20 protein-coding genes are annotated in these 23906 nt (G+C 55.2%); 16 read left to right on the forward strand and 4 right to left on the reverse strand.

The features are described 5' to 3' along the window. Positions 1 to 212: 212 nt before the first annotated feature. From VC35_RS22125 to VC35_RS22140, 4 genes are all read right to left on the reverse strand, one after another. Positions 213 to 953, reverse strand: a complete 741-nt coding sequence (locus tag VC35_RS22125; protein ID WP_007999919.1) for a YciK family oxidoreductase — start codon at positions 951 to 953, stop codon at positions 213 to 215. A 191-nt stretch (positions 954 to 1144) separates the two neighbouring features. After that, positions 1145 to 1816 carry an N-acetylmuramic acid 6-phosphate phosphatase MupP gene (gene mupP / locus VC35_RS22130; protein ID WP_046042597.1) on the reverse strand — a complete coding sequence of 224 codons (672 nt, stop codon included), beginning with the start codon at positions 1814 to 1816 and terminating at the stop codon, positions 1145 to 1147. 4 nt (positions 1817 to 1820) lie between these two features. Then, positions 1821 to 2519, reverse strand: coding sequence for a bifunctional 2-polyprenyl-6-hydroxyphenol methylase/3-demethylubiquinol 3-O-methyltransferase UbiG (gene ubiG / locus VC35_RS22135; RefSeq protein WP_046042598.1), 699 nt, complete (start codon positions 2517 to 2519; stop codon positions 1821 to 1823). 58 nt (positions 2520 to 2577) lie between these two features. Further along, positions 2578 to 3912, reverse strand: a complete 1335-nt coding sequence (locus VC35_RS22140; RefSeq protein ID WP_046042599.1) for a TRZ/ATZ family hydrolase — start codon at positions 3910 to 3912, stop codon at positions 2578 to 2580. A 108-nt stretch (positions 3913 to 4020) separates the two neighbouring features. Between VC35_RS22140 and mtnA the strand changes: the two genes are divergently transcribed. The 16 genes from mtnA (at position 4021) to VC35_RS22215 (ending at position 23904) form a co-directional block, all read left to right on the forward strand. After that, on the forward strand, positions 4021 to 5097 hold the full coding sequence (mtnA, locus tag VC35_RS22145) for an S-methyl-5-thioribose-1-phosphate isomerase (protein ID WP_046042600.1): 1077 nt from the start codon (positions 4021 to 4023) through the stop codon (positions 5095 to 5097). A 416-nt stretch (positions 5098 to 5513) separates the two neighbouring features. Then, complete coding sequence (gene gyrA / locus VC35_RS22150; protein ID WP_046042601.1) at positions 5514 to 8168, forward strand: DNA gyrase subunit A; 2655 nt, start codon at positions 5514 to 5516, stop codon at positions 8166 to 8168. A gap of 230 nt (positions 8169 to 8398) precedes the next feature. Then, the gene (gene serC / locus VC35_RS22155; RefSeq protein ID WP_046042602.1) at positions 8399 to 9484 is read left to right on the forward strand and encodes a 3-phosphoserine/phosphohydroxythreonine transaminase; all 1086 of its coding nucleotides are present in this window, start codon (positions 8399 to 8401) and stop codon (positions 9482 to 9484) included. Beyond that, complete coding sequence (gene pheA, locus VC35_RS22160) at positions 9484 to 10578, forward strand: prephenate dehydratase (protein WP_007939916.1); 1095 nt, start codon at positions 9484 to 9486, stop codon at positions 10576 to 10578. The genes serC and pheA overlap by 1 nt, the downstream gene beginning before the upstream one ends. A gap of 13 nt (positions 10579 to 10591) precedes the next feature. After that, entirely contained in the window at positions 10592 to 11704 is a 1113-nt protein-coding gene (hisC, locus tag VC35_RS22165; RefSeq protein WP_046042603.1) for a histidinol-phosphate transaminase, read from the forward strand. 28 nt (positions 11705 to 11732) lie between these two features. Then, positions 11733 to 13940: a bifunctional prephenate dehydrogenase/3-phosphoshikimate 1-carboxyvinyltransferase gene (locus tag VC35_RS22170; protein ID WP_046042604.1), complete on the forward strand. Its 2208-nt coding sequence runs from the start codon at positions 11733 to 11735 to the stop codon at positions 13938 to 13940. Further along, entirely contained in the window at positions 13937 to 14626 is a 690-nt protein-coding gene (gene cmk, locus VC35_RS22175; RefSeq protein ID WP_007985391.1) for a (d)CMP kinase, read from the forward strand. Before VC35_RS22170 ends, cmk begins: the two co-directional genes overlap by 4 nt. A gap of 120 nt (positions 14627 to 14746) precedes the next feature. Continuing rightward, positions 14747 to 16438 (forward strand): 30S ribosomal protein S1, encoded by a 1692-nt coding sequence (gene rpsA, locus VC35_RS22180; protein WP_007973639.1) that lies wholly within the window; start codon positions 14747 to 14749, stop codon positions 16436 to 16438. A 214-nt stretch (positions 16439 to 16652) separates the two neighbouring features. Continuing rightward, entirely contained in the window at positions 16653 to 16931 is a 279-nt protein-coding gene (locus VC35_RS22185; protein ID WP_046042605.1) for a hypothetical protein, read from the forward strand. Between the two features lie 149 nt (positions 16932 to 17080). Continuing rightward, positions 17081 to 17377 carry an integration host factor subunit beta gene (gene ihfB / locus VC35_RS22190; protein ID WP_046042607.1) on the forward strand — a complete coding sequence of 99 codons (297 nt, stop codon included), beginning with the start codon at positions 17081 to 17083 and terminating at the stop codon, positions 17375 to 17377. A gap of 59 nt (positions 17378 to 17436) precedes the next feature. Further along, a complete protein-coding gene (locus tag VC35_RS29135; protein WP_259674444.1) occupies positions 17437 to 17616 on the forward strand; it encodes a LapA family protein in 180 nt (59 codons plus the stop codon). Between the two features lie 119 nt (positions 17617 to 17735). Continuing rightward, positions 17736 to 18806: an LPS O-antigen chain length determinant protein WzzB gene (locus tag VC35_RS22195; RefSeq protein WP_046042608.1), complete on the forward strand. Its 1071-nt coding sequence runs from the start codon at positions 17736 to 17738 to the stop codon at positions 18804 to 18806. A gap of 426 nt (positions 18807 to 19232) precedes the next feature. After that, the gene (locus VC35_RS22200; protein WP_185754833.1) at positions 19233 to 20492 is read left to right on the forward strand and encodes an oligosaccharide flippase family protein; all 1260 of its coding nucleotides are present in this window, start codon (positions 19233 to 19235) and stop codon (positions 20490 to 20492) included. Beyond that, on the forward strand, positions 20479 to 21651 hold the full coding sequence (locus tag VC35_RS22205) for an EpsG family protein (RefSeq protein WP_046042610.1): 1173 nt from the start codon (positions 20479 to 20481) through the stop codon (positions 21649 to 21651). The genes VC35_RS22200 and VC35_RS22205 overlap by 14 nt, the downstream gene beginning before the upstream one ends. Next, the gene (locus VC35_RS22210; protein ID WP_185754834.1) at positions 21651 to 22853 is read left to right on the forward strand and encodes a glycosyltransferase family 4 protein; all 1203 of its coding nucleotides are present in this window, start codon (positions 21651 to 21653) and stop codon (positions 22851 to 22853) included. Before VC35_RS22205 ends, VC35_RS22210 begins: the two co-directional genes overlap by 1 nt. 13 nt (positions 22854 to 22866) lie before the next feature. After that, entirely contained in the window at positions 22867 to 23904 is a 1038-nt protein-coding gene (locus tag VC35_RS22215) for a polysaccharide biosynthesis protein (RefSeq protein ID WP_046042611.1), read from the forward strand. The last annotated feature ends 2 nt before the right edge of the window (positions 23905 to 23906 follow it).

The following is a 23906-nucleotide window of genomic DNA, read 5'->3' on the forward strand; positions in this document are numbered from 1 at the left end:
TTCACGTTACGTGTCTGAGCAAACTTAGAGCGAAAGTCGTGCCATTCGGTTCATCCGAATAAAAGCTGTGTTAAATCAACTGGTTGTTGTTTGTCTGCTACCTGTATGGCGCAGTGTGTGACGTTTATTTGACAAGTGCCTGGTTCGAATCCGAGAGCCTTCGAGTGCCGCGACAGGAAGCTGGCGCGGCACCAGAAAGCGACGTACGGTCGTTACTGGGCGTTGAACGCCTGGCCATTGATACCAGTGCTGTCCGGGCCCATCAGGTAGAGGTAGACCGGCATGATCTCCTCGGGCGTCGGGTTGTTCAGTGGGTTTTCACCCGGGTAAGCCTGGGCGCGCATGCTGGTGCGGGTGGCGCCCGGGTTGATGCTGTTGGAACGTACCGGGGCCACGGTATCGACTTCGTCAGCCAGGGTTTGCATCAGGCCTTCAGTGGCGAACTTGGAGACGCCGTAAGCGCCCCAGTACGCACGTCCCTTGCGGCCGACGCTGCTGGAAGTGAACACCACCGAGGCATCCTGCGACAGCTTGAGCAGCGGCAGCAGTGTGCTGGTAAGCATGAACATGGCATTGACGTTGACTTGCATGACCCGCATGAAGTTCTCGCCGGAAAGCTGCTCGATCGGCGTGCGCGGGCCGATGATCGAAGCATTGTGCAGCAGGCCGTCGAGATGCCCGAATTCGCTTTCGATCATGGCTGCCAGTTCATCGTATTGATGGGGCAGGGCGGTTTCGAGGTTGAACGGGATCACCGCCGGTTGTGGATGGCCGGCGGCTTCGATTTCGTCGTAGACCTGGGTCAGGTTGGCTTCGGTCTTGCCCAGCAGCAGCACGGTTGCGCCGTGGGCTGCGTAGGTTTTTGCCGCTGCGGCGCCGATGCCGCGTCCTGCGCCGGTGACCAGAATGACCCGATCCTTGAGCAGTTCGGGGCGGGCGGAATAATCAAACATAAAAAACCTCTTCAAAGACCTGCATCGAACCTGTGGCGAGGGAGCTTGCTCCCGCTCGGCTGCGAAGCAGTCGTAATCTTTTAATAACGGTTCCCGAGAAGGCGCATGCATAGGCAGAGGGGTCGCTTCGCGACCCAGCGGGAGCAAGCTCCCTCGCCACAAAAGCAGGTGCCCACGTCAAGCTATCTGGCTCAGCAGCTGCAAAGTGCGCTATCAAGCACCTTACGCAACTCCAGCGGATGATCGACCACCACATCCGCACCCCAATGCCGCGGATTATCATCCGGGTGGATATAGCCGAAGGTCACGGCGGCAGTCTTGGTGCCGGCATCGCGGCCCGACTCGATGTCGCGCAGGTCATCGCCGACGAACAGCACGCTGGCCGGGTCCAGGTCGAGCATCTTGCAGGCCAGGATCAACGGTTCCGGGTCCGGTTTGCTGTTCTTCACATGATCCGGGCAGATCAGCAGCGCCGAGCGTTCAGCCAGCCCCAGCTGTTGCATGATCGGCTCGGCGAAGCGCAGCGGCTTGTTGGTGACCACGCCCCAGATCAGGTTGGCCTTCTCGATGTCCGCCAGCAGTTCGCCCATGCCGTCGAACAGCTTGCTGTGGACTGCACAACCGACGAGGTAGCGCTCCAGAAACTCCAAGCGCAGTTCCTCGAACCCCGGCGATTCCGGGTCCATGGCGAAGGTCACCGCGACCATCGCCTTGGCGCCGCCGGAAATCTCGTCGCGAATGTGCTTGTCGTTAATCGGTGGCAAGCCACGGTCGGCACGCATCGCCTGACAGATGGCAATGAAGTCCGGCGCGGTGTCGAGCAGGGTGCCGTCCATGTCGAAAAGAACTGCTCTGATTGGCATCGGCTTACTCCTCGCGCAGGGTCTGGATCATGTAGTTGACGTCCACGTCGGCCGCCAGCTTGTAGTGCTTGGTCAGCGGGTTGTAGGTCAGGCCGATGATGTCCTTGACGGTCAGGCCAGCCATGCGGCTCCAGGCGCCGAGTTCGGAAGGGCGGATGAATTTCTTGAAGTCGTGGGTGCCGCGCGGCAGCAGCTTCATGATGTATTCGGCGCCGACGATGGCGAACAGGTACGCCTTCGGGTTGCGGTTGATGGTCGAGAAGAACACCTGGCCGCCGGGCTTGACCATGCGGAAGCAGGCACGGATGACCGACGAAGGGTCCGGCACGTGCTCAAGCATTTCCAGGCAGGTGACCACGTCGAACTGCTCGGGCATTTCCTCGGCCAGGGCTTCGGCGGTGATCTGCCGGTACTCGACGCTCACGCCCGACTCCAGCTGATGCAACTGGGCAACCGCCAACGGCGCTTCGCCCATGTCGATACCCATCACGGTCGCACCGCGTTGGGCCATGGCTTCGCTGAGGATGCCGCCGCCGCAACCGACGTCGAGGACTTTCTTGCCGGCCAGATTGACCCGCTCGTCAATCCAGTTGACCCGCAGCGGGTTGATGTCGTGCAGCGGTTTGAATTCGCTTTCACGGTCCCACCAGCGATGGGCCAGGGCCTCGAATTTGGCGATTTCGGCGTAGTCGACGTTGCTCATGGTTTAAGTCCTCTAAAACTTGAAAAATCCTGTTGCCCCGGATTGTGCTCCAGGGTGCTTACGATTCGGTGCGGCCGCTGATGCGCTGGCCCCAGGCCTTCGCGACAGTGACAAGCTGTTGTTCATCCAGGCGTGTCAGGCGACGGTCGTCGAGCAACTGCTTGCCGGCAACCCAAAGGTGTTTCACGCAGTCCCGGCCGGTGGCGTATATAAGCTGCGAAACCGGGTCGTAGACCGGCTGCTGGGCCAGGCCGGAGAGATCGAAAGCCACCATGTCCGCGGCCTTGCCGATTTCCAGCGAGCCGGTTTCGGCCTCGATACCCAGTGCCCGGGCACCGTTGAGGGTGGCCATGCGCAAGGCGCGATGGGCATCCAGCGCGGTGGCCGAGCCGGCAACAGCCTTGGCCAGCAGAGCCGCGGTGCGGGTTTCGCCGAGCAGGTCCAGGTCATTGTTGCTGGCCGCGCCATCGGTGCCGACCGCGACATTGACCCCGGCCTCCCACAAACGCTCGACCGGGCAGAACCCGCTGGCCAGCTTCAGGTTCGACTCCGGGCAATGAATCACATTGCTGTTGCTTTCTACCAGCAGCGCCAGGTCTTCTTCGCTGATCTGGGTCATGTGAACCGCCTGGAAGCGCGGCCCCAGCAAGCCCAGGCGCGCCAGCCGGGCCAGCGGTCGTTCACCGCGCTGCTCGACCGATTGCTGCACTTCAAACGCCGTTTCATGCACGTGCATGTGGATCGAGGCGTCCAGTTCCTCGGCGATCACCCGGATTTTTTCCAGGTTTTCGTCACCTACGGTGTAGGGCGCATGGGGGCCGAAGGTGATTTTGATGCGCTCGTGGTGCTTGAGATCGCCAAACAGTTCAACGCCCTGACGAATGGCTTCGTCCGCCGTAGCGGCGCCCGGAATGGGGAAGTCGAGGATCGGAATCGCGATCTGCGCACGAATGCCGCTGTTGTGCACGCGCTCGCTGGCAACCTTCGGGAAGAAGTACATGTCAGAGAAACAGGTGATGCCGCCTTTGATTTGCTCGGCGATGGCCAGATCCGTGCCGTCGCGCACGAAGTCCTCGTCGACCCACTTGGCTTCGGCGGGCCAGATGTGGTTTTCCAGCCAGGTCATCAATGGCAGGTCATCGGCCAGGCCACGGAACAGCGTCATCGCCGCGTGCCCGTGGGCATTGATCAGGCCGGGGCTGAGCAACATGTCGGGCAATTCGCGGGTTTCGGTTGCGTTAAGCTTCAGCGCGGCGGAACGTGGGCCGATAAACACGATGCGTCCATCACGGATGCCCACGCCATGTTCCTTGAGCACAACACCAGCAGGTTCGACGGGTACCAGCCAGGTCGGCAGCAATAACAGGTCGAGCGCAGCGGCAGTGTTCGGCATCGAGGGTCGGTTCCAGTGCTTTTGTATAGGATGGCGAAGTATACCCGAGCGTCTTCGCGGGGGGATCGCTATAATCGGCGGCTTTTGTTCATGAGTGCGGGGTGAGGGATGCGCGATCGACTGTTGGCTGCGGAAAAGGTGAAGGCCATCGATTGGCGTGATGGCGCTCTCCATCTGCTGGATCAGCGCATTTTGCCGTTCGAGGAAACCTGGATCGCCTACACCAGCGCTGCTGGCGTGGCCGAGGCCATTCGCTCGATGGTGGTGCGCGGTGCTCCGGCGATTGGTATCAGTGCGGCTTATGGCATCGTACTGGCTGCCCGTGCCCGTATTGCCGAAGGTGGTGACTGGTACGCGGCGCTGGAAGAGGATTTCATGCTGTTGGCCGATTCTCGTCCTACCGCGGTCAACCTGTTCTGGGCGCTGGGTCGCATGCACGACCGGCTTGATCGCCTGAAAGACAATGCCGATCCGCTGGCGGTGCTGGAGGCCGAGGCTATCGCCATTCATGAAAGTGATCGCGAAGCCAACCTGACCATGGCCCAGCTGGGTGTGGACCTGATCCGCAAGCATCAGGGCAACGCCCAGGCGATCCTGACCCACTGCAACACCGGCGCGCTGGCCACGGGCGGCTTTGGCACGGCGTTGGGGGTGATTCGTGCAGCATTCATCGAGGGTATGGTCGAGCAGGTCTATGTCGACGAAACCCGCCCATGGCTACAGGGCTCGCGGCTGACCGCGTGGGAACTGGCCAATGAAGGCATTCCAGTAACCCTCAATGTCGATTCTGCCGCGGCGCATATCATGAAGACCAAAGGCCCTACCTGGGTCATCGTCGGCGCTGACCGGATTACCGCCAACGGCGACGTGGCGAACAAGATCGGCACCTACCAACTGGCGGTCAACGCCATGCACCATGGCGTGCGCTTCATGGTGGTGGCGCCGAGTTCGACCATCGACATGAATCTGGCAAGTGGCGATGAGATCCCGATTGAAGAGCGTGATGGTCGCGAGTTGCTGGAGGTCGGCGGCAAGCGCGTCGGGGCTGATGTTCATGCCTTTAACCCGGTGTTCGACGTGACGCCGGCGGATCTGATCGATGCGATCGTCACCGAAAAAGGCATTGTAGAACGCCCGGATACGGCGAAAATGGCGCAGTTGATGTGCCGTAAACGTCTGCATTGATAATCTTTGGTGTCTGGTAAGCCGCCATCGCGAGCAAGCTCGCTCCCACAGGTTTTGTGACCGCCGCAGGACACTGTGGGAGCGGGCTTGCCCGCGAAGAGGCCCTTAAAGCCAACAAATCAGCCCGAATCAGCCACAAATTCTCCATTCAACACAGCTCTAAGCCTCTCTCGTCCCCTTCAAGCCTGTCACCGGTCAACTAACTACTCTCCATGCGCATCTGGGGGATAGGTGCGTGGCGGCTCTTGTGATAACATCCGGCGGTTTCCAGGGTTGCCCCAAGTGGCGACCCGTACTGCACAGATCCATGGCATAACTCGTTGATTTGTTGTAAGCCAATGCATGGCACTGAGCCTGCAGCGGCGAGCTTCGTTGGTCCTGACGAAGTTTCACCAGAAAAAGGAATCAGGCTTCTCATGGGCGAACTGGCCAAAGAAATCCTCCCGGTCAATATCGAAGACGAGCTGAAGCAGTCCTACCTCGACTACGCGATGAGCGTAATTGTCGGGCGGGCACTGCCGGATGCGCGCGATGGCTTGAAGCCCGTGCACCGGCGCGTGCTGTTCGCGATGAGCGAGCTGGGCAACGACTTCAACAAGCCGTACAAGAAATCTGCCCGTGTTGTCGGTGACGTGATCGGTAAGTATCACCCGCACGGTGATACCGCGGTGTACGACACCATCGTTCGGATGGCGCAGCCATTCTCCCTGCGCTACCTGCTGGTAGACGGCCAGGGCAACTTCGGTTCGGTGGACGGCGACAACGCTGCGGCCATGCGATACACCGAAGTGCGCATGACCAAGCTGGCGCACGAGCTGTTGGCTGACCTGCATAAAGAAACCGTGGACTGGGTGCCGAACTACGACGGCACCGAAATGATCCCGGCGGTCATGCCGACCCGTATTCCCAACCTGCTGGTCAACGGCTCCAGCGGTATCGCCGTGGGCATGGCGACCAACATTCCGCCGCACAACCTCGGTGAAGTCATCGACGGTTGCCTGGCGCTCATCGACAATCCAGAGCTGACTGTCGACGAGCTGATGCAATACATCCCCGGTCCGGACTTCCCGACCGCCGCGATCATCAACGGTCGCGCCGGCATCATCGAAGCCTACCGCACCGGTCGCGGTCGCATTTACATGCGCGCCCGCTCGATGATCGAAGACATCGACAAGGTCGGTGGCCGCCAGCAGATCGTCATCACCGAACTCCCTTACCAGTTGAACAAGGCGCGTCTGATCGAGAAGATCGCCGAACTGGTAAAAGAGAAGAAGCTCGAAGGCATCACCGAACTGCGCGACGAGTCCGACAAGGACGGTATGCGCGTCGTGATCGAATTGCGTCGCGGCGAAGTGCCTGAGGTCATCCTCAACAACCTCTACGCCCAGACCCAGCTGCAAGCGGTGTTCGGTATCAATATCGTTGCGCTGATCGACGGCCGTCCACGGATCCTGAACCTCAAGGACCTGCTGGAAGCCTTCGTTCGTCACCGTCGCGAAGTCGTTACCCGCCGTACCGTGTTCGAGCTGCGTAAAGCCCGCGAACGTGGTCACATTCTGGAAGGTCAAGCGGTTGCCCTGTCGAACATCGACCCGGTCATCGCCCTTATCAAGGCCTCGCCAACGCCGTCGGAAGCCAAGGAAGCGCTGATCAGTACTGCCTGGGAATCCTCTGCCGTGGTGGCCATGGTCGAACGTGCCGGTGCCGACTCTTGCCGTCCAGAAACCCTGGACCCGCAATACGGCCTACGCGACGGCAAATACTTCCTGTCGCCAGAACAGGCGCAAGCCATTCTGGAACTGCGTCTGCACCGTCTGACCGGTCTGGAACACGAAAAACTGCTGGCCGAGTATCAAGAGATCCTCAACCAGATCGGCGAACTGATCCGCATCCTCAGCAGCGCCACGCGTCTGATGGAAGTGATCCGCGAAGAGCTGGAAGTGATCCGCGCCGAGTACGGCGATGTGCGTCGCACCGAGATCCTCGATGCCCGTCTCGACTTGACCCTGGGTGACATGATCCCGGAAGAAGAGCGCGTCGTGACCATCTCCCACGGTGGCTACGCCAAGACCCAGCCATTGGCTGCGTATCAGGCTCAGCGTCGTGGCGGTAAAGGCAAGTCGGCGACCGGCGTCAAGGATGAGGACTACATTGCTCACCTGCTGGTTGCCAACAGCCACACCACGCTGCTGCTGTTCTCCAGCAAGGGCAAAGTGTACTGGCTGAAAACCTACGAAATTCCGGAAGCGTCCCGCGCTGCCCGTGGTCGTCCGCTGGTCAACCTGCTGCCGCTGGACAGTGATGAATACATCACCACCATGCTGCCGGTCGAGGAATACACCGAAGGTCACTTCATCTTCATGGCGACTGCTAAAGGCACCGTGAAGAAGACCCCGCTGGAATCCTTCAGTCGTCAACGCAGCGTCGGTCTGATCGCGCTGGAGCTGGACGAAGGTGACGTACTGATCTCTGCCGCCATTACCGATGGCGAGCGCGAAGTCATGCTGTTCTCCGACGGCGGCAAGGTTACCCGTTTCAAGGAAACCGACGTTCGCGCCATGGGCCGTACCGCTCGCGGTGTCCGCGGCATGCGTCTGCCGGAAGGTCAGAAGCTGATTTCCATGCTGATCCCGGAAGAAGGCAGCCAGATCCTCACCGCTTCGGCGCGTGGCTACGGCAAGCGCACGGCGATCACCGAGTTCCCTGAGTACAAGCGTGGCGGCCAGGGCGTTATCGCCATGGTCAGCAACGAGCGTAACGGCCGTCTGGTCGGTGCAGTCCAGGTACTCGATGGCGAGGAAATCATGCTGATTTCCGACCAGGGCACCCTGGTGCGTACCCGTGTCGACGAAGTGTCCAGCCTGGGTCGTAACACTCAGGGCGTGACCCTGATCAAGCTGGCCAACGACGAAACACTGGTCGGGCTGGAGCGGGTTCAGGAGCCGTCGGAAGTCGAGGGTGAAGAGCTGGAAGGTGAAGAGGGTGAAGGGTTTGTCGGGGAAGTCGTGATCGACGACGTTGCCGAAGACCAACAACTCGACGCCGCCGCTGACGAAGAACCACAGGAATAAGCGGGTAAGCAGGGGGCGGATGAAAATTCGCCCCCTTGTTGTTTGTCCCTTTGAATAATTATGTCCCTTCTGTAGGAGCGAGCTCGCTCGCGATGGACGTTAACGATAACGCGGGAAGCCTGGCATCCCGCGGCGTCCTCAGGTTTTTCGCGAGCAAGCTCGCTCCTACAGGGTGTCGATTGATGTTGCGATTTATTGCGTGATACCACCAAATCAGAGCGAGATTGGATGTGAGCAAGAGAGCCTATAACTTCTGTGCCGGTCCTGCGGCGCTTCCCGAAGCTGTCCTGCAGCGCGCCCAGGGTGAACTCCTCGACTGGCACGGCAAGGGTCTGTCGGTCATGGAAATGAGCCATCGCAGTGATGAGTTCGTGTCCATCGCCACCAAGGCCGAGCAGGATCTGCGTGATCTGCTGAATATCCCCTCGAACTATAAAGTGCTGTTTCTGCAAGGTGGCGCCAGCCAGCAATTCGCTCAGATTCCTCTGAACCTGTTGCCGGAAAACGGCTCGGCCGACTATATCGATACCGGTATCTGGTCGCAGAAAGCCATCGAAGAAGCTTCGCGCTACGGCCATGTCAATGTTGCCGGCACCGCCAAGCCTTACGACTATTTCGCCATTCCCGGCCAGAACGAATGGAAGTTGTCGAAAGACGCGGCCTACGTTCACTACGCGCCGAACGAAACCATCGGCGGCCTGGAATTCCAATGGATTCCCGAGACCGGTGATATCCCGCTGGTCGCCGACATGTCCTCGGACATCCTGTCGCGCCCGGTGGATGTTTCGCGCTTCGGCATGATCTACGCCGGCGCCCAGAAAAACATCGGCCCGAGTGGTATCGTGGTCAACATCGTTCGCGAAGACCTGCTGGGTCATGCGCGCTCCATTTGCCCGACCATGCTCAACTACAAGGTCGCGGCCGATAACGGTTCGATGTACAACACCCCGCCGACCCTGGCCTGGTACTTGTCCGGCCTGGTATTCGAGTGGCTCAAAGAGCAGGGCGGCGTCGAGGCCATCGGCAAGCTCAACGAAGTCAAGCAGCGCACGCTGTATGGCTTCATCGATGCCAGCGGCCTGTACAGCAACCCGATCAACAAGTCGGACCGCTCGTGGATGAACGTGCCGTTCCGCCTGGCTGATGATCGTCTGGACAAGCCGTTCCTGGCCGGTGCCGACGAGCGTGGCCTGTTGAACCTCAAGGGGCACCGTTCCGTGGGTGGCATGCGCGCCTCCATCTATAACGCCGTCGACATCAACGCCGTCAATGCGCTGGTTTCGTACATGGCAGAGTTCGAGAAGGAACACGGCTAATGTCTGAGCAAGAACTCAAGGCACTGCGCCTGCGCATTGATGCCCTGGACGAAAAGGTCCTGGAACTGATCAGTGAGCGTGCGCGCTGCGCCCAGGAAGTCGCGCGAGTAAAGATGGCCTCGCTGGCCGAAGGCGAAGTGCCGGTGTTCTATCGTCCTGAGCGCGAAGCTCAGGTGCTCAAGCGTGTCATGGAGCGCAACCAGGGGCCGCTGGGCAACGAAGAGATGGCGCGGTTGTTCCGCGAAATCATGTCGTCGTGCCTGGCGCTCGAGCAGCCGCTGAAAGTGGCTTACCTCGGCCCTGAAGGTACGTTCACCCAGGCGGCGGCCATGAAGCACTTCGGCCACGCGGTGATCAGCAAGCCGATGGCGGCGATCGACGAAGTGTTCCGTGAAGTGGCGGCGGGGGCGGTGAATTTTGGCGTGGTGCCGGTGGAGAACTCTACCGAAGGCGCGGTCAACCACACCCTCGACAGCTTCCTTGAACACGACATGGTGATCTGCGGCGAAGTCGAGCTGCGTATCCACCATCACCTGTTGGTCGGTGAAAACACCAAGACCGACAGCATCAGCCGCATCTACTCCCACGCCCAGTCCCTGGCCCAGTGCCGCAAGTGGCTGGACGCCCATTACCCGAATGTCGAGCGCGTGGCGGTGTCCAGCAACGCCGAAGCGGCCAAGCGGGTCAAGGGTGAGTGGAACTCGGCGGCGATTGCCGGCGACATGGCGGCCGGCCTGTACGGCTTGACACGTCTGGCCGAAAAAATCGAGGACCGCCCGGATAACTCCACGCGTTTCCTCATGATCGGCAACCAGGAAGTGCCGCCGACCGGCGACGACAAGACCTCGATCATCGTTTCGATGAGCAACAAGCCGGGTGCGCTTCACGAGTTGCTGGTGCCGTTCCACGACAATGGCATCGACCTGACGCGAATCGAGACTCGTCCGTCGCGCAGCGGTAAATGGACCTACGTGTTCTTCATCGACTTCGTCGGCCACCACCGCGACCCGCTGGTCAAGGGTGTGCTGGAAAAGATCAGTCAGGAAGCAGTGGCACTCAAGGTGCTGGGTTCCTACCCGAAAGCAGTTCTCTAAGGGGCGGTAGCAAATGAGTGGCAATTTCCTCGCTCTGGCACAGCCGGGCGTGCAACAACTTTCGCCTTACGTTCCGGGCAAGCCCGTGGACGAACTGGCACGTGAGCTGGACCTCGATCCAGCCAGCATCATCAAGTTGGCGAGCAACGAAAACCCGCTGGGCGCCGGCCCCAAGGCGCTGGCGGCGATCCGCGATGCGCTGGCCGAGCTGACCCGTTATCCGGACGGCAACGGTTTTGCCCTCAAGAGCCTGTTGGCCGAGCAGTGCCGCGTCGAACTCAACCAGGTTACGCTGGGCAACGGTTCCAACGATATCCTGGAGCTGGTTGCGCGTGCCTACCTGGCGCCGGGCCTGAATGCCGTGTTCAGCGAGCATGCGTTCGCGGTCTACCCGATTGCCACCCAGGCTGTCGGCGCGCTGGCCAAGGTGGTTCCGGCCAAGGATTGGGGGCATGACCTGCCTGCCATGCTGGCGGCGATCGATGCCAACACCCGCGTGGTGTTCATCGCCAACCCGAACAACCCGACCGGGACCTGGTTCGACGCCGAGGCGCTGGATGAATTCCTGCAGGATGTGCCGGAGCATGTGCTGGTCGTACTGGACGAGGCTTACATCGAATACGCCGAAGGCAGCGATCTGCCGGATGGCCTGGACTTCCTGGCGGCTTATCCGAACCTGCTGGTTTCCCGCACCTTCTCCAAGGCCTATGGCCTGGCGGCGCTGCGCGTGGGTTATGGCTTGTCCACGGCGGTGGTCGCAGACGTGCTGAACCGTGTACGCCAGCCGTTCAACGTCAACAGCCTGGCCTTGGCTGCGGCCTGTGCGGCGTTGAAGGACGAAGAGTATCTGGCGCAAAGCCGTCAGTTGAACGAGTCCGGCATGCAGCAACTGGAAACCGGTTTCCGTGAGCTGGGGCTGAGCTGGATCCCGTCCAAGGGCAATTTCATTTGCGTCGATCTCGGTCAAGTCGCGGCCCCGGTGTTCCAGGGCTTGCTTCGTGAAGGCGTGATCGTGCGTCCGGTGGCCAACTACGGTATGCCGAACCACCTGCGCATCACCATTGGCCTGCCGGCAGAGAACAGCCGCTTCCTGGAAGCGCTGACCAAGGTTCTGGCTCGTGGTTGATGTCACTGCGCTGCAATCTGCTGAGCCTATGATCGGTCGCCTGGTGGTGGTCGGTCTCGGTTTGATCGGCGGTTCGTTTGCCAAGGGTTTGCGTGAAAGCGGTCTGTGCCGCGAAGTGGTCGGAGTCGATCTCGATCCACAATCGTGCAAACTCGCGGTTGAGTTGGGTGTGGTGGATCGCTGCGAGGAGGACCTGGGCGTTGCTTGTCAGGGCGCCGACGTCATCCAGCTGGCGGTGCCGATCCTGGCCATGGAAAAAGTGCTCGCGCGTCTGGCGGGCATGGATCTGGGGCAGGCGATCCTGACCGATGTCGGCAGTGCCAAGGGCAATGTGGTGCGTGCGGCCACCGAAGCATTTGGCAAGATGCCGTCATGCTTCGTGCCGGGGCACCCGATTGCCGGTTCAGAGCAGAGCGGGGTGGAAGCCTCCAATGCCGAGCTGTTCCGTCGCCACAAAGTGATCCTGACGCCGCTGGATCAGACCGATCCGGCAGCCTTGGCGGTAGTCGACCGCTTGTGGCGCGAGTTGGGTGCCGATGTCGAGCACATGCAGGTCGAGCGTCACGACGAAGTGCTGGCCGCGACCAGCCATCTGCCGCACTTGCTGGCGTTCGGCCTGGTCGATTCGTTGGCCAAGCGCAATGAAAATCTTGAGATCTTCCGTTACGCTGCGGGCGGTTTCCGCGATTTCACAAGAATCGCCGGAAGCGACCCGGTCATGTGGCACGACATCTTCCTCGCCAACCGCGAAGCTGTCCTGCGCACACTCGATACATTTCGCAGCGATCTCGACGCATTGCGCGACGCGGTCGATGCAGGGGATGGGCACCAATTGTTGGGCGTTTTCACTCGCGCCCGGGTTGCCCGCGAGCATTTCAGTAAAATCCTGGCCCGCAGGGCCTATGTGGACGCTATGAATTCCAACGATCTGATTTTCCTGGCTCAACCTGGTGGCCGCCTGTCCGGTCGGATTCGCGTACCGGGTGACAAATCGATTTCCCACCGTTCGATCATGCTTGGCTCCCTGGCCGAAGGTGTCACCGAAGTCGAAGGTTTCCTGGAGGGCGAAGATGCCCTGGCGACCTTGCAGGCGTTCCGTGACATGGGCGTGGTCATCGAAGGTCCGCACCACGGTCGCGTGACCATTCACGGCGTCGGCCTGCATGGCCTGAAGCCGGCACCGGGCCCGATCTACCTGGGCAACTCCGGTACTTCGATGCGTCTGCTGTCCGGCCTGCTGGCTGCGCAGAACTTCGACAGCACCCTGACCGGCGACGCTTCGCTGTCCAAACGCCCGATGAATCGCGTGGCCAACCCGCTGCGTGAAATGGGCGCGGTAATCGAAACCGCCGCTGAAGGTCGCCCTCCGATGACCATTCGTGGTGGCAACAAGCTCAAGGGCCTGACCTACACCATGCCGATGGCCAGTGCCCAGGTTAAGTCCTGCCTGCTGCTTGCCGGCCTCTATGCCGAAGGCAGGACCACGGTTACCGAGCCTGCTCCGACCCGCGACCATACCGAGCGCATGCTCCGTGGCTTCGGCTACCCGGTAACGGTCAATGGTGCGACCGCATCGGTCGAGTCCGGCAATAAACTGACCGCGACCCACATCGAGGTACCGGGCGATATTTCGTCTTCGGCGTTCTTTCTGGTGGCGGCATCGATCGCCGAAGGTTCGGAGCTGGTGCTGGAGCACGTCGGCATCAACCCGACCCGTACCGGTGTGATCGACATCCTGCGCCTGATGGGCGCCGACATCACTCTGGAAAACCAGCGTGAAGTGGGTGGCGAACCGGTGGCTGACTTGCGCGTACGTGCAGCTAAACTCAAAGGTATCGAGATTCCCGAGGCGCTGGTCCCGCTGGCGATCGACGAGTTCCCGGTGTTGTTCGTCGCCGCGGCCTGTGCCGAAGGGCGCACCGTGTTGCGTGGCGCCGAAGAGCTGCGGGTCAAGGAGTCGGATCGCATCCAGGTCATGGCGGATGGTTTGCTGGCGCTGGGCGTCAAGTGCGAGCCAACCCCGGATGGCATCATCATCGACGGCGGCCAGATCGGCGGCGGTGAAGTGCACGGTCATGGTGATCACCGTATTGCCATGGCGTTCAGCGTTGCTTCGCTGCGCGCCAGTGCGCCGATCCGCATTCATGATTGCGCCAACGTCGCGACGTCGTTCCCGAATTTCCTGGCGCTGTGCGCACAGGTCGGTATTCGCGTGGCACAAGAGGCACAGTCGTGATCAACATTGCACCGGTCATCACTATTGATGGGCCAAGTGGTTCGGGCAAGGGTACGGTAGCCGGGATTCTGGCCAAGCGCCTGGGCTGGAACCTGCTGGATTCCGGTGCGTTGTACCGATTGCTGGCCTTCGCCGCGCATAACCACGGTGTCGACCTGACCAATGAAGAGCTGCTGAAGAAACTCGCCGCTCATCTGGATGTGCAGTTCATCGCGGCGACGGACGGTCAGTTGCAACGCATCATTCTGGAAGGTGATGAAGTCAGCGATGTCATTCGCACCGAAAGCGTCGGTTCCGGCGCTTCCCAGGTGGCTGCGCTGCCCGCTGTACGCGAGGCGCTGCTGCAGCGCCAGCGAGCCTTTCAGGAGGCGCCGGGCCTTGTGGCGGATGGTCGCGACATGGGCACAGTGGTTTTTCCTGACGCGCCGCTGAAGATTTTTCTGACCGCCAGTGCCGAGGAACGGGCGCGCCGTCGATATTTGCAGTTGAAGGGCAAGGTCGAGGGTGTTAGTCTGTCGAGTCTGCTAGATGAGATACGTGCGCGCGATGAGCGTGACACCCAGCGAGCGGTAGCCCCGCTCAAACCGGCGGCTGACGCCATACAGCTGGATTCCACGGAATTATCCATCGACCAGGTGCTGGAACGCATCATGAGCGAGATCGCCATTCGCGATATCGCCGGGTGACCAAGAAGGCCGCAGGGGACCAGTCATAGTCCTGCGGTGGCTTCTTTTAAATGAAACTAACCCACACCGTCTGGGGTGTGGAGATGGGCGTATTCTTCGCCCTCATCAACAGGAATTAAAATGAGCGAAAGCTTTGCGGAACTCTTTGAAGAAAGCCTAAAAACCCTGAACCTTCAGGCAGGCTCCATCATCACCGGTGTTATCGTTGATATCGATTACCAGGCTCGCTGGGTAACCGTTCACGCTGGCCTGAAGTCTGAAGCACTCATCCCGCTTGAGCAGTTCTACAACGACGCTGGCGAACTGAACATCAACGTCGGTGACGAAGTTCACGTTGCTCTGGACTCGGTTGAAGACGGCTTTGGTGAAACCAAGCTGTCCCGTGAAAAAGCCAAGCGCGCTGAATGCTGGATTGTTCTGGAAGCAGCCTTCGCAGCCGAAGAAGTGGTCAAGGGCGTTATCAACGGTAAGGTTAAAGGCGGCTTCACTGTCGACGTTAACGGCATCCGTGCGTTCCTGCCAGGTTCTCTGGTTGACGTCCGTCCAGTGCGCGACACCACGCACCTGGAAGGCAAAGAGCTGGAATTCAAGGTCATCAAGCTGGACCAGAAGCGCAACAACGTTGTCGTTTCCCGTCGCAGCGTCCTGGAAGCCGAGAACTCCGCCGAGCGCGAAGCTCTGCTGGAATCCCTGCAGGAAGGCCAACAAGTCAAAGGTATCGTCAAGAACCTCACCGATTACGGCGCATTCGTCGATCTGGGTGGCGTCGATGGCCTGCTGCACATTACCGACATGGCTTGGAAGCGTATCAAGCATCCTTCCGAAATCGTCAACGTTGGCGACGAGATCGATGTCAAGGTTCTGAAGTACGATCGCGAGCGCAATCGTGTTTCCCTGGGCCTGAAGCAGCTGGGCGAAGATCCATGGGTTGCTATCAAGGCTCGTTACCCAGAAAGCACTCGCGTTACCGCGCGTGTAACCAACCTGACCGACTACGGCTGCTTCGCTGAGCTGGAAGAAGGCGTTGAAGGTCTGGTACACGTTTCCGAAATGGACTGGACCAACAAGAACATCCACCCTTCGAAAGTCGTACAAGTCGGCGACGAAGTGGAAGTTATGGTTCTGGACATCGACGAAGAGCGTCGTCGTATCTCCCTGGGCATCAAGCAGTGCAAATCTAACCCATGGGAAGATTTCTCTGGCCAGTTCAACAAGGGCGATAAAATCTCCGGCACCATCAAGTCGATCACCGATTTCGGTATCTTCATTGGTCTGGACGGCGGTATCGACGGTCTGGTTCACCTGTCCGACATCTCCTGGAACGAAGTGGGCGAAGAAGCCGTTCGCCGCTTCAAGAAGGGCGACGAGCTGGACACCGTTATCCTGTCGGTTGACCCAGAGCGCGAGCGCATCTCCCTGGGTATCAAGCAACTGGAAAGCGATCCGTTCTCCGAGTACGTTCAAGAGAACGACAAAGGCGCCATCGTTAAAGGCATCGTGAAGGAAGTTGACGCTAAAGGCGCCATCATCACTCTGGCCGACGATATCGAAGCGACTCTGAAAGCCTCCGAAATCAGCCGTGACCGCGTTGAAGACGCGCGCAACGTTCTGAAAGAAGGCGAAGAAGTAGAAGCCAAGATCATCAGCGTTGACCGCAAGAGCCGTGTAATTCAGCTCTCGATCAAGTCGAAAGACGTTGAAGACGAGAAAGAAGCAATCCAGAGCCTGCGCGACAAGCCAGTAGCTACTGATGCTCCTGTGGCCACCACCCTGGGTGACCTGCTGCGTGCACAAATGGAAAAGCAGAACTAAGTTCTGATTTTCTGTAAAAAAGGGCGACTTCGGTCGCCCTTTTTTGTGCCTGTAATTTAGTGAATGAATTTTGGCCAGCTTGATTTGCTCGGACCGTGAACCAAAAATGCCCAAAAAATGTCTGATTGTTTAGTCAGATCAAACGGTTATTTGCAGCTAGTCTTTAGTCTGAGACTGATGATCGCCTGGTAGGCTTTCTGGCAAAAGGACGTGAATGAACAAGCTCATTGTCGCAGTAGTAGTGCTGGTGCTAGCGGGTTGTACCACTAACGCCAAAACTCACGTAGTGCGTGGGGTTGGCGGCATTGAGGTCGATTGTTCGGGGCTCGGTTCGAAATGGGACATGTGTTACAAGCGCGCGACCAAGGAATGCAAGGGGGCGGGCTACCAGGTTGTTGCAAGGTCTGATGATCTCAAGGAAGAGGAGGAGGGGCTGTTTGGGTTCAACCCGGCAGGTTTCCTGACGCGCACTATGTTGGTGATTTGCCGATAACAGGGTGATCGCCCAGAGTCTACCCGTTCCAGGAATCAAGCATTTTGAGGCGCTGGGATAGATGGTAAAACTCAGACTGTTCAAAATCGTGCAGGCGTGCTAAAACCTTTGAAGCGCTGACCTAGCTGCTTGAAAAAGAAGGGAAAAATATGACGAAGTCGGAGTTGATCGAACGAATTGTCACCCATCAAGGGCTGCTCTCATCCAAGGATGTGGAGCTGGCCATCAAGACCATGCTTGAGCAAATGTCCCAATGTCTGGCTACCGGAGATCGTATCGAGATCCGGGGGTTTGGCAGCTTCTCTCTGCACTATCGCGCGCCGCGAGTAGGCCGCAACCCAAAAACCGGTCAGTCCGTTAGCCTCGATGGCAAATTCGTTCCACACTTCAAGCCTGGTAAGGAGTTGAGGGATCGGGTGAATGAAGACGAGGAGGAACAACAGTGAGTGGAAGGGCTCGTAGCGCTGCTCCAATTCGTTACGTCGGGTTGATCCTGATGATCTTGATGGTTGTATTGATAGTGGCGTTCGTACTGGAAAACCAAGAATTAGTTAGTGTGCAATTTCTAGGTTGGTTGATGCCTAAGCTTCCAGTGTCGCTGTATATGTTGCTGTCGTTGCTAATTGGTTTGGCGGTGGGACCGTTATTCAGTTGGTATGCTAGCCTTAGAAAAAGCCGAGGTTAGAAGTCTATTCGCTTCAAGTTGAGATGAAAAAGGCTGTAGTATTTTAGTCGGTTCAAAAATTGGCGGGCTGTATTATTTCGTAGGTAAGACTTTTCTAATGTTTAAGGATGTTGGTCGTCATGCTCCAGGTCTCGAACACCCCAATAAGCAGTGATGAGATAGATATTCTTGTCTTGATCAAAGCGCTTTGGGTGCGGAAGTGGATAGTTGTCAGTGTAACCGTACTTGTGACTATTGTCTCGGCGGTATACGCCTTTGCAGCTGAGCCATTGTACGAGGCCAGAATATACGTATTGCCTCCTGCTCAAAGCAATATTGCAGATTTTAACTATGGTCGAACATTGAATTCCGACTTGCCACTCTTCTCTGTTAAAGATGTTTACGATGTATTCGTTCGTAATCTCTTTAGTGAATCCTTACGGCGATCTTTTTTCGAGGAGGTTTATCTGCCGTCATTGACTGAAAATGCACGCCAGGGTTCGCGTGACCGTCTATATCAAAAATTCTCAAAGCAGTTGGTCATCTCTTCGGAGGGAAAGGAAAGCCCTGACCGTTATTCTGTTACTGTGCAGAGCGGCAATCCTTCGGAAGCCGGTGAATGGGTGCGCACTTATGTAAAAAATGCCGGTGTTACAGCAAAAAGCGAATTGATCAAAAACGTGGTTAGAGAAGCTCAGGTTAGAGCGCGTAACTTGGAGCAACAGATTAATGGTCTCCGCGAAAGTACTCGGCGAGAGCGAGAGGATAAAATAAAGGTTCTAAGTGAGGCTTTGGTGATTGCCAGAGCCATTGGTTTGAACAAGCCGGTCATTATCAGTGGGAAAACTCCCGGGGAGTTATCTCTGGGTGTGGATAGTCAAGCTTTATATATGCGTGGAAGTGATGCGCTCCAGGCCGAAATTGAAGGTTTGGAAAACCGTGAGTCTGACGATCCGTTCATTCAGAATCTGCGAGTTTTGCAAGTTAAGTACTCATTTCTTAAAAATTTGACCGTCGATTCCTCCGGTGTTTCGGTATATCGGCAGGACGGAGCGGTTGATGATCCTGATAGTCCGATCAAGCCGAATAAATTATCAATTCTGATACAGGGGGCGTGCTTCGGGCTCTTCCTGGGGTTGGTTTTGGCGCTGTTCGGGTATGTCGCACCTTTGTTGCGCGCCAAAATTCTGATTCCCTCCTCACATCCCTGAGGTGGGTAAATTACCGTATTGGGTGCACGGGCGTCTGGGGCGTTCGTTTGGATGCTTGTGTAGCGTTCGGGAAGATAGCGCTCGCCACGCTGAATAATCGGTTTCAGATGCGTGAAAATCCCTCCCTTTTTTGCTTGGTCGGAGGGGGGGCGGTGGATGATGCTAGTGGTGCGGCAAGCGTTCACGGTTCGATGGCTGTATCAAGCCATAAAGCGCATGCCGATACGTAGAAATGTGTCTACCTATCAAAATCTGGTAACGCTATTGTGTCATCTAGGAGATAATGGCGGGCGGGGCAAATAGAAGACTTTTGCCGGATGGCGGAAAAGTGTATACACTTTATAATTCTGTTAAAAGTTGTTGTGTTTGTTGTTGGTATATGGTAGGCGGGCTGGTTATGGTTGTTGGATAGGGATGCGGAAAAGAATGATTAGGCCAATTATCAACATTGGTTGTCAGGCAGTTTTTAAACTAGTGTTCGCTGTCGCATCTCTGAAAGTAGTGGCGTTTTATGTTGGGCCGAGCGGTATGGCCGTAGTTGGGCAAATACAAGCCTTTCTTCAGATTTTAAGTGCTGGTGCATCCTCGGTAACAACTTCCGGTGTGGTGAAACTGATAGCTGAAGATAAATATCCAAAAGAGCGAATCCTGCAATCGTCATTGATGCTGCTACTGGCTTTTAGTTTTTCTTTTGTTTTGGTTTTGCTTTTTTCGAGCACCCTTATTTCCGATTTTTTCTTGCAGGGTGGGTGGGTGGAGGTGTTATTGCTTCTGCCTCTAGGTGCTTTTTTTATAGGTTTGAATAATTTATTTATTTCTTACTTTAATGGTGGTCAAAAGTACAGTGAGTATTTGTGGTATTCCGTCATAACGGCATTTTTTACAGCTTTATTGACGTGTTCTTTTTCCATTATTTTTGGCAAGCCAGGAGCTGTTTATTCAATAGCACTGGCACCTGCTATTGCGGGTGTGTGTGTGTTGCTTCTGCCGGCGAGATTTCGACTTCCAAGACTGAGTCTGGTTAGACTGGATGTTGAAGTCATAAAGATATTGTTGTCTTACTCGCTTATGGCCTTGGGGTCGGTAATTATAGTCTACGGCGTGCAGATCGTCCTGCGAGACTATATATCTACTAATGGGTCAATGGCTGAGGCAGGCACGTGGTATGCAGTGACCCGTCTATCCGATATATACATGGGTATATGCAGTGTCCTCTTTTCTACGTTGTTGTTACCTAAGTACAGTTCACAAGAAGGCAGGGCCTTGGCGAGTTTTGTATGTCGTATCGGGGTAATGGCACTCGGTTTCGTTGTTGTGATGGTGGTCTCGGTAAACGTATTGGCGAGCTTCGCTATTTGGTTAATTTATGGTGATGCTTTTGCGGCCGCCGCTGGGATCATGAAAGTTTATGTGATTGGCGATGCTCTCAAGTGTCTGAGCTGGGTGTTTCTTTATGTGATGATCGCTAAGCAGCATGTTCGATTCTATCTCGTCTATGAAATGCTTAGTGCACTAATGTATCTCCTTTTCTGCATCTTGTGTTATCGGGTTTATGGCTTCAATAATATGGCTTATGGGTATCCACTGCAGGGGGCTGTTTCTCTGACTATGGTGTTGATATGGTTTTTGGTGGTTCGATATAACTCAATGCCTTTAGAACAGAACAATAAGTATGACGCAATATAATTTTGTATATGTTGTGGTTTGGTTGCTGGCCATTCTTTCATTGAAAAAAAATAATCACCCGTCGGCATGGTTGTTTTTTTTACAGGTGACGTTGCTTGCCTTGTTCGTAGGTTTGAAGTTTCAAACCGGATATGATTGGCCAATCTATGAGGCGCATTACACAGCAGTACAAAACGGGGAAGACTTTTATCTTGATTTTGAATTTGGGTATGAGTGGCTTGTCCAGCTTTCAGCAAGTATGGGGTTGGCGTTCGAGCAGTTTTCTGCGGTAATAAGTATATTGGAAATTGCTTTTATAGCTTTTGCAGTGAGACGCTTTTTTCCTAGGTATTGCCTGGTTGTCATGGCGATAATGTACTCGGTTCCAGATTTTTATTTGATACCTGCGTTTTCTCTGCTTAGGCAAGGCCTTGCAGTTAGTATATTTTTGATAGGTGTGTATAAGTTATTTTCAAATAAAAAAATCTCGGGCTTCGTCTTCTTTGCGATGGCTTGCTCGTTGCACTATTCGGTAGTTGGCGGAGTTTTGCTGCTTGCATTGCTCTATATTTTTCCTTTAAGTCGAAGGACATTTTCATTGATTTTTGCTGCTTCGGTAGCGCTGTATGTATCTTCCTTTGATATCATTCGAGGTGTTGTTGAGGTTTTGATCGTTTACGTCAATCCAAAATACATGGTTTATTTGGATCGTGATGTTTTTAACGCAAGCTTTGCATATCGGGCTGCATTTGCAGTTGTTTCACTAGTGTTTTTCTTATGTATATACGGGGCTTGGGTAAGGCGTGAGTCTTCTAGTGTTGAGGTTCTTGGTGATAGGTGGGGGTTGCAAACCTATCGGTTGGCCTTGTTGGCGCTGCTCATTCCTTTGATTATATTTGGCTTCCCAACTCTATCTACCCGGTATCAGTTTTTTTTCGCCATTTTCCTTGTGGGGTGTACACTCGGTGCTTTACAGTATGTGACATACGCATGTCGTATTATTGTTGTCTTTGTGATTGCGATAATTGCATACTTGCCATTCTATAGATTTATATCAAGTCCGCTTTCTATTGTTTATATACCCTATCAAAGTCAGCTCTTTTATGATAATAAAAATTCGACTGGGCAAGATCGAACTAATGATTTGCTCAACCAATTAGACGTGCTGTGGTCCAAATAATGAAATCAAGTAAAGATATCGTTCTGCTTACTACCAAATATGCGGATGACAAAAAAGATGCTTGGTTGACTAATGAGTTGGCTTACTCATTGAATGAGGACGGGCATAATGTCTCTGTGGTTGTTTTCTCGTGGCTTAAGAATGAACCTGTGTCATTCACTAAGGTGATTGATGGTATTAAGGTTATCAGGGTCAAGCTTCCGGCTATATTTTATAACACAGGGGTCATCGGTACTTCCCTGAAGATATTCTTGTTTCCTTTCCTCGCTCGCCATGAAGTGCGAAAGCAAGTGAGTAAGTGCGACCTGTTAATTGCCAATACGCCTTGTGTGACCATTTTGGGGATGTCTCGCTATTTTAGAAAAAAATTTGACTCCCAGTCTTTTCTGGTGCTCTGGGATTTCTTTCCATATTATTTGAAAGACCTCGGTGCTATCAGAAATAAGCTGTTTTTTGGTTTTTTCCGTTATCTTGAAGAAATAATGTACAAAAGCTTTGATCGCATCGGATGTATGACTGACGGTAATGCCAGGTTCTTGTTTGATAATTTTCCGGCGGTGGATAAGCAGCGTGTGGAAATTTTACCTCTTTGGGCGAAGATCAAGCAGGTTGATCCGATAGACAAGTCTGAAATAAGGTTGAAGTACGATTTGCCATCTACAGGGTTTATTGCTGTTTATGGTGGCGCAATGTCTATTGTCCAGGAATTGGACAATATTCTCGATTTGGCTGAGCTTTACACTGGTGATGATGTGACCTTCCTTTTCATTGGTAAGGGGACTGAGAAGGAAAGGTTGGAGGAATCGGTATTTACTCGTGGTTTAAAGAACGTAAAGTTTATCAACTACGTACCTCGTGATGAGTATCAGTATGTAGTTCAAGCCTGCGATGTGGGTCTGATTTCTCTGTCCGGGAAGTTAACTGTGCCGAGCTTTCCCTCTAAATCATTAGATTATTTTAAAGTTTCTCTTCCGGTGCTTGCATCTTTGGATTCAGTTACGGATTTTGGAGATATCCTTGAAAACAAAATATGTGCTGGTTTAGCCGTAGTGGCGGGGGATGTAACTAATCTAAAAAACAAATTGGATTTGTTGATTAAGGACGCTGAACTCTGTAAGGCCCTAGGGGCCAATGGTCGGCACTATTACGAAAAGTACTTGAGCGTCGAGAACGCAAGAAGTATTATCATGTCATCACTATAAGTGGGGTCTTCTCATGGCTATTTCTTTCAGTAACTCAACGCTTTTGATCACCGGTGGCACCGGCTCGTTTGGTAATGCTGTGCTGAAACGGTTTCTCGATACTGATATCAAAGAAATTCGTGTGTTCAGCCGAGACGAGAAAAAACAAGATGACATGCGTAAAAAATACGCAAACACCAAGCTGAAGTTCTATATTGGCGACGTCAGAGATTTCCAGAGTGTACTCAATGCTACTCGTGGAGTAGATTATATTTTTCACGCCGCTGCCTTGAAGCAGGTTCCTTCGTGTGAATTCCATCCAATGGAAGCTGTGAAAACAAACGTACTTGGTACTGATAACGTACTGGAAGCGGCGATACAAAATAACGTTAAGCGCGTAGTCTGCCTGAGTACTGATAAAGCTGTTTATCCAATCAATGCAATGGGTATATCCAAAGCAATGATGGAAAAAGTAATGGTTGCCAAATCCCGTAACGATAACAATACGGTTATCTGCGGTACCCGTTACGGTAACGTGATGGCGTCCCGTGGTTCCGTTATTCCTTTGTTTGTTGATCAGATCCGTTCGGGCATACCGCTAAGCTTGACTGATCCAAACATGACGCGATTCATGATGACTTTGGCAGATGCGGTCGATCTGGTTTTGTATGCTTTTGAGCATGGCACAAATGGTGACATGTTTGTCCAGAAGGCTCCCGCAGCGACTGTGGAAGTTTTGGCAAAAGCATTGATCAATATGCTTAATGTGCCAGATCATCCCGTTCAGGTTATTGGTACCCGTCATGGTGAAAAGCTTTTTGAAGCGCTGCTTAGTCGTGAAGAAATGTCCTGCGCTGAAGATCGTGGTGACTACTTCCGCGTACCACCAGATCTGCGGGATCTGAATTACTCCAAGTTTGTGGAGCAGGGTGAGACCAAAATCTCTCGCACTGAAGACTACAACTCGCATAATACCGAGCGCCTTGATGTAGAAGGTATGCAGAAACTGCTCCTCAAGTTGAACTTTATGCGCGCTATCCAGCGTGGTCAGCACGCTACACCTGAGGAATAAGC

Source organism: Pseudomonas fluorescens (genome assembly GCF_000967965.1).
GTDB classification, from domain to species: domain Bacteria; phylum Pseudomonadota; class Gammaproteobacteria; order Pseudomonadales; family Pseudomonadaceae; genus Aquipseudomonas; species Aquipseudomonas grandcourensis.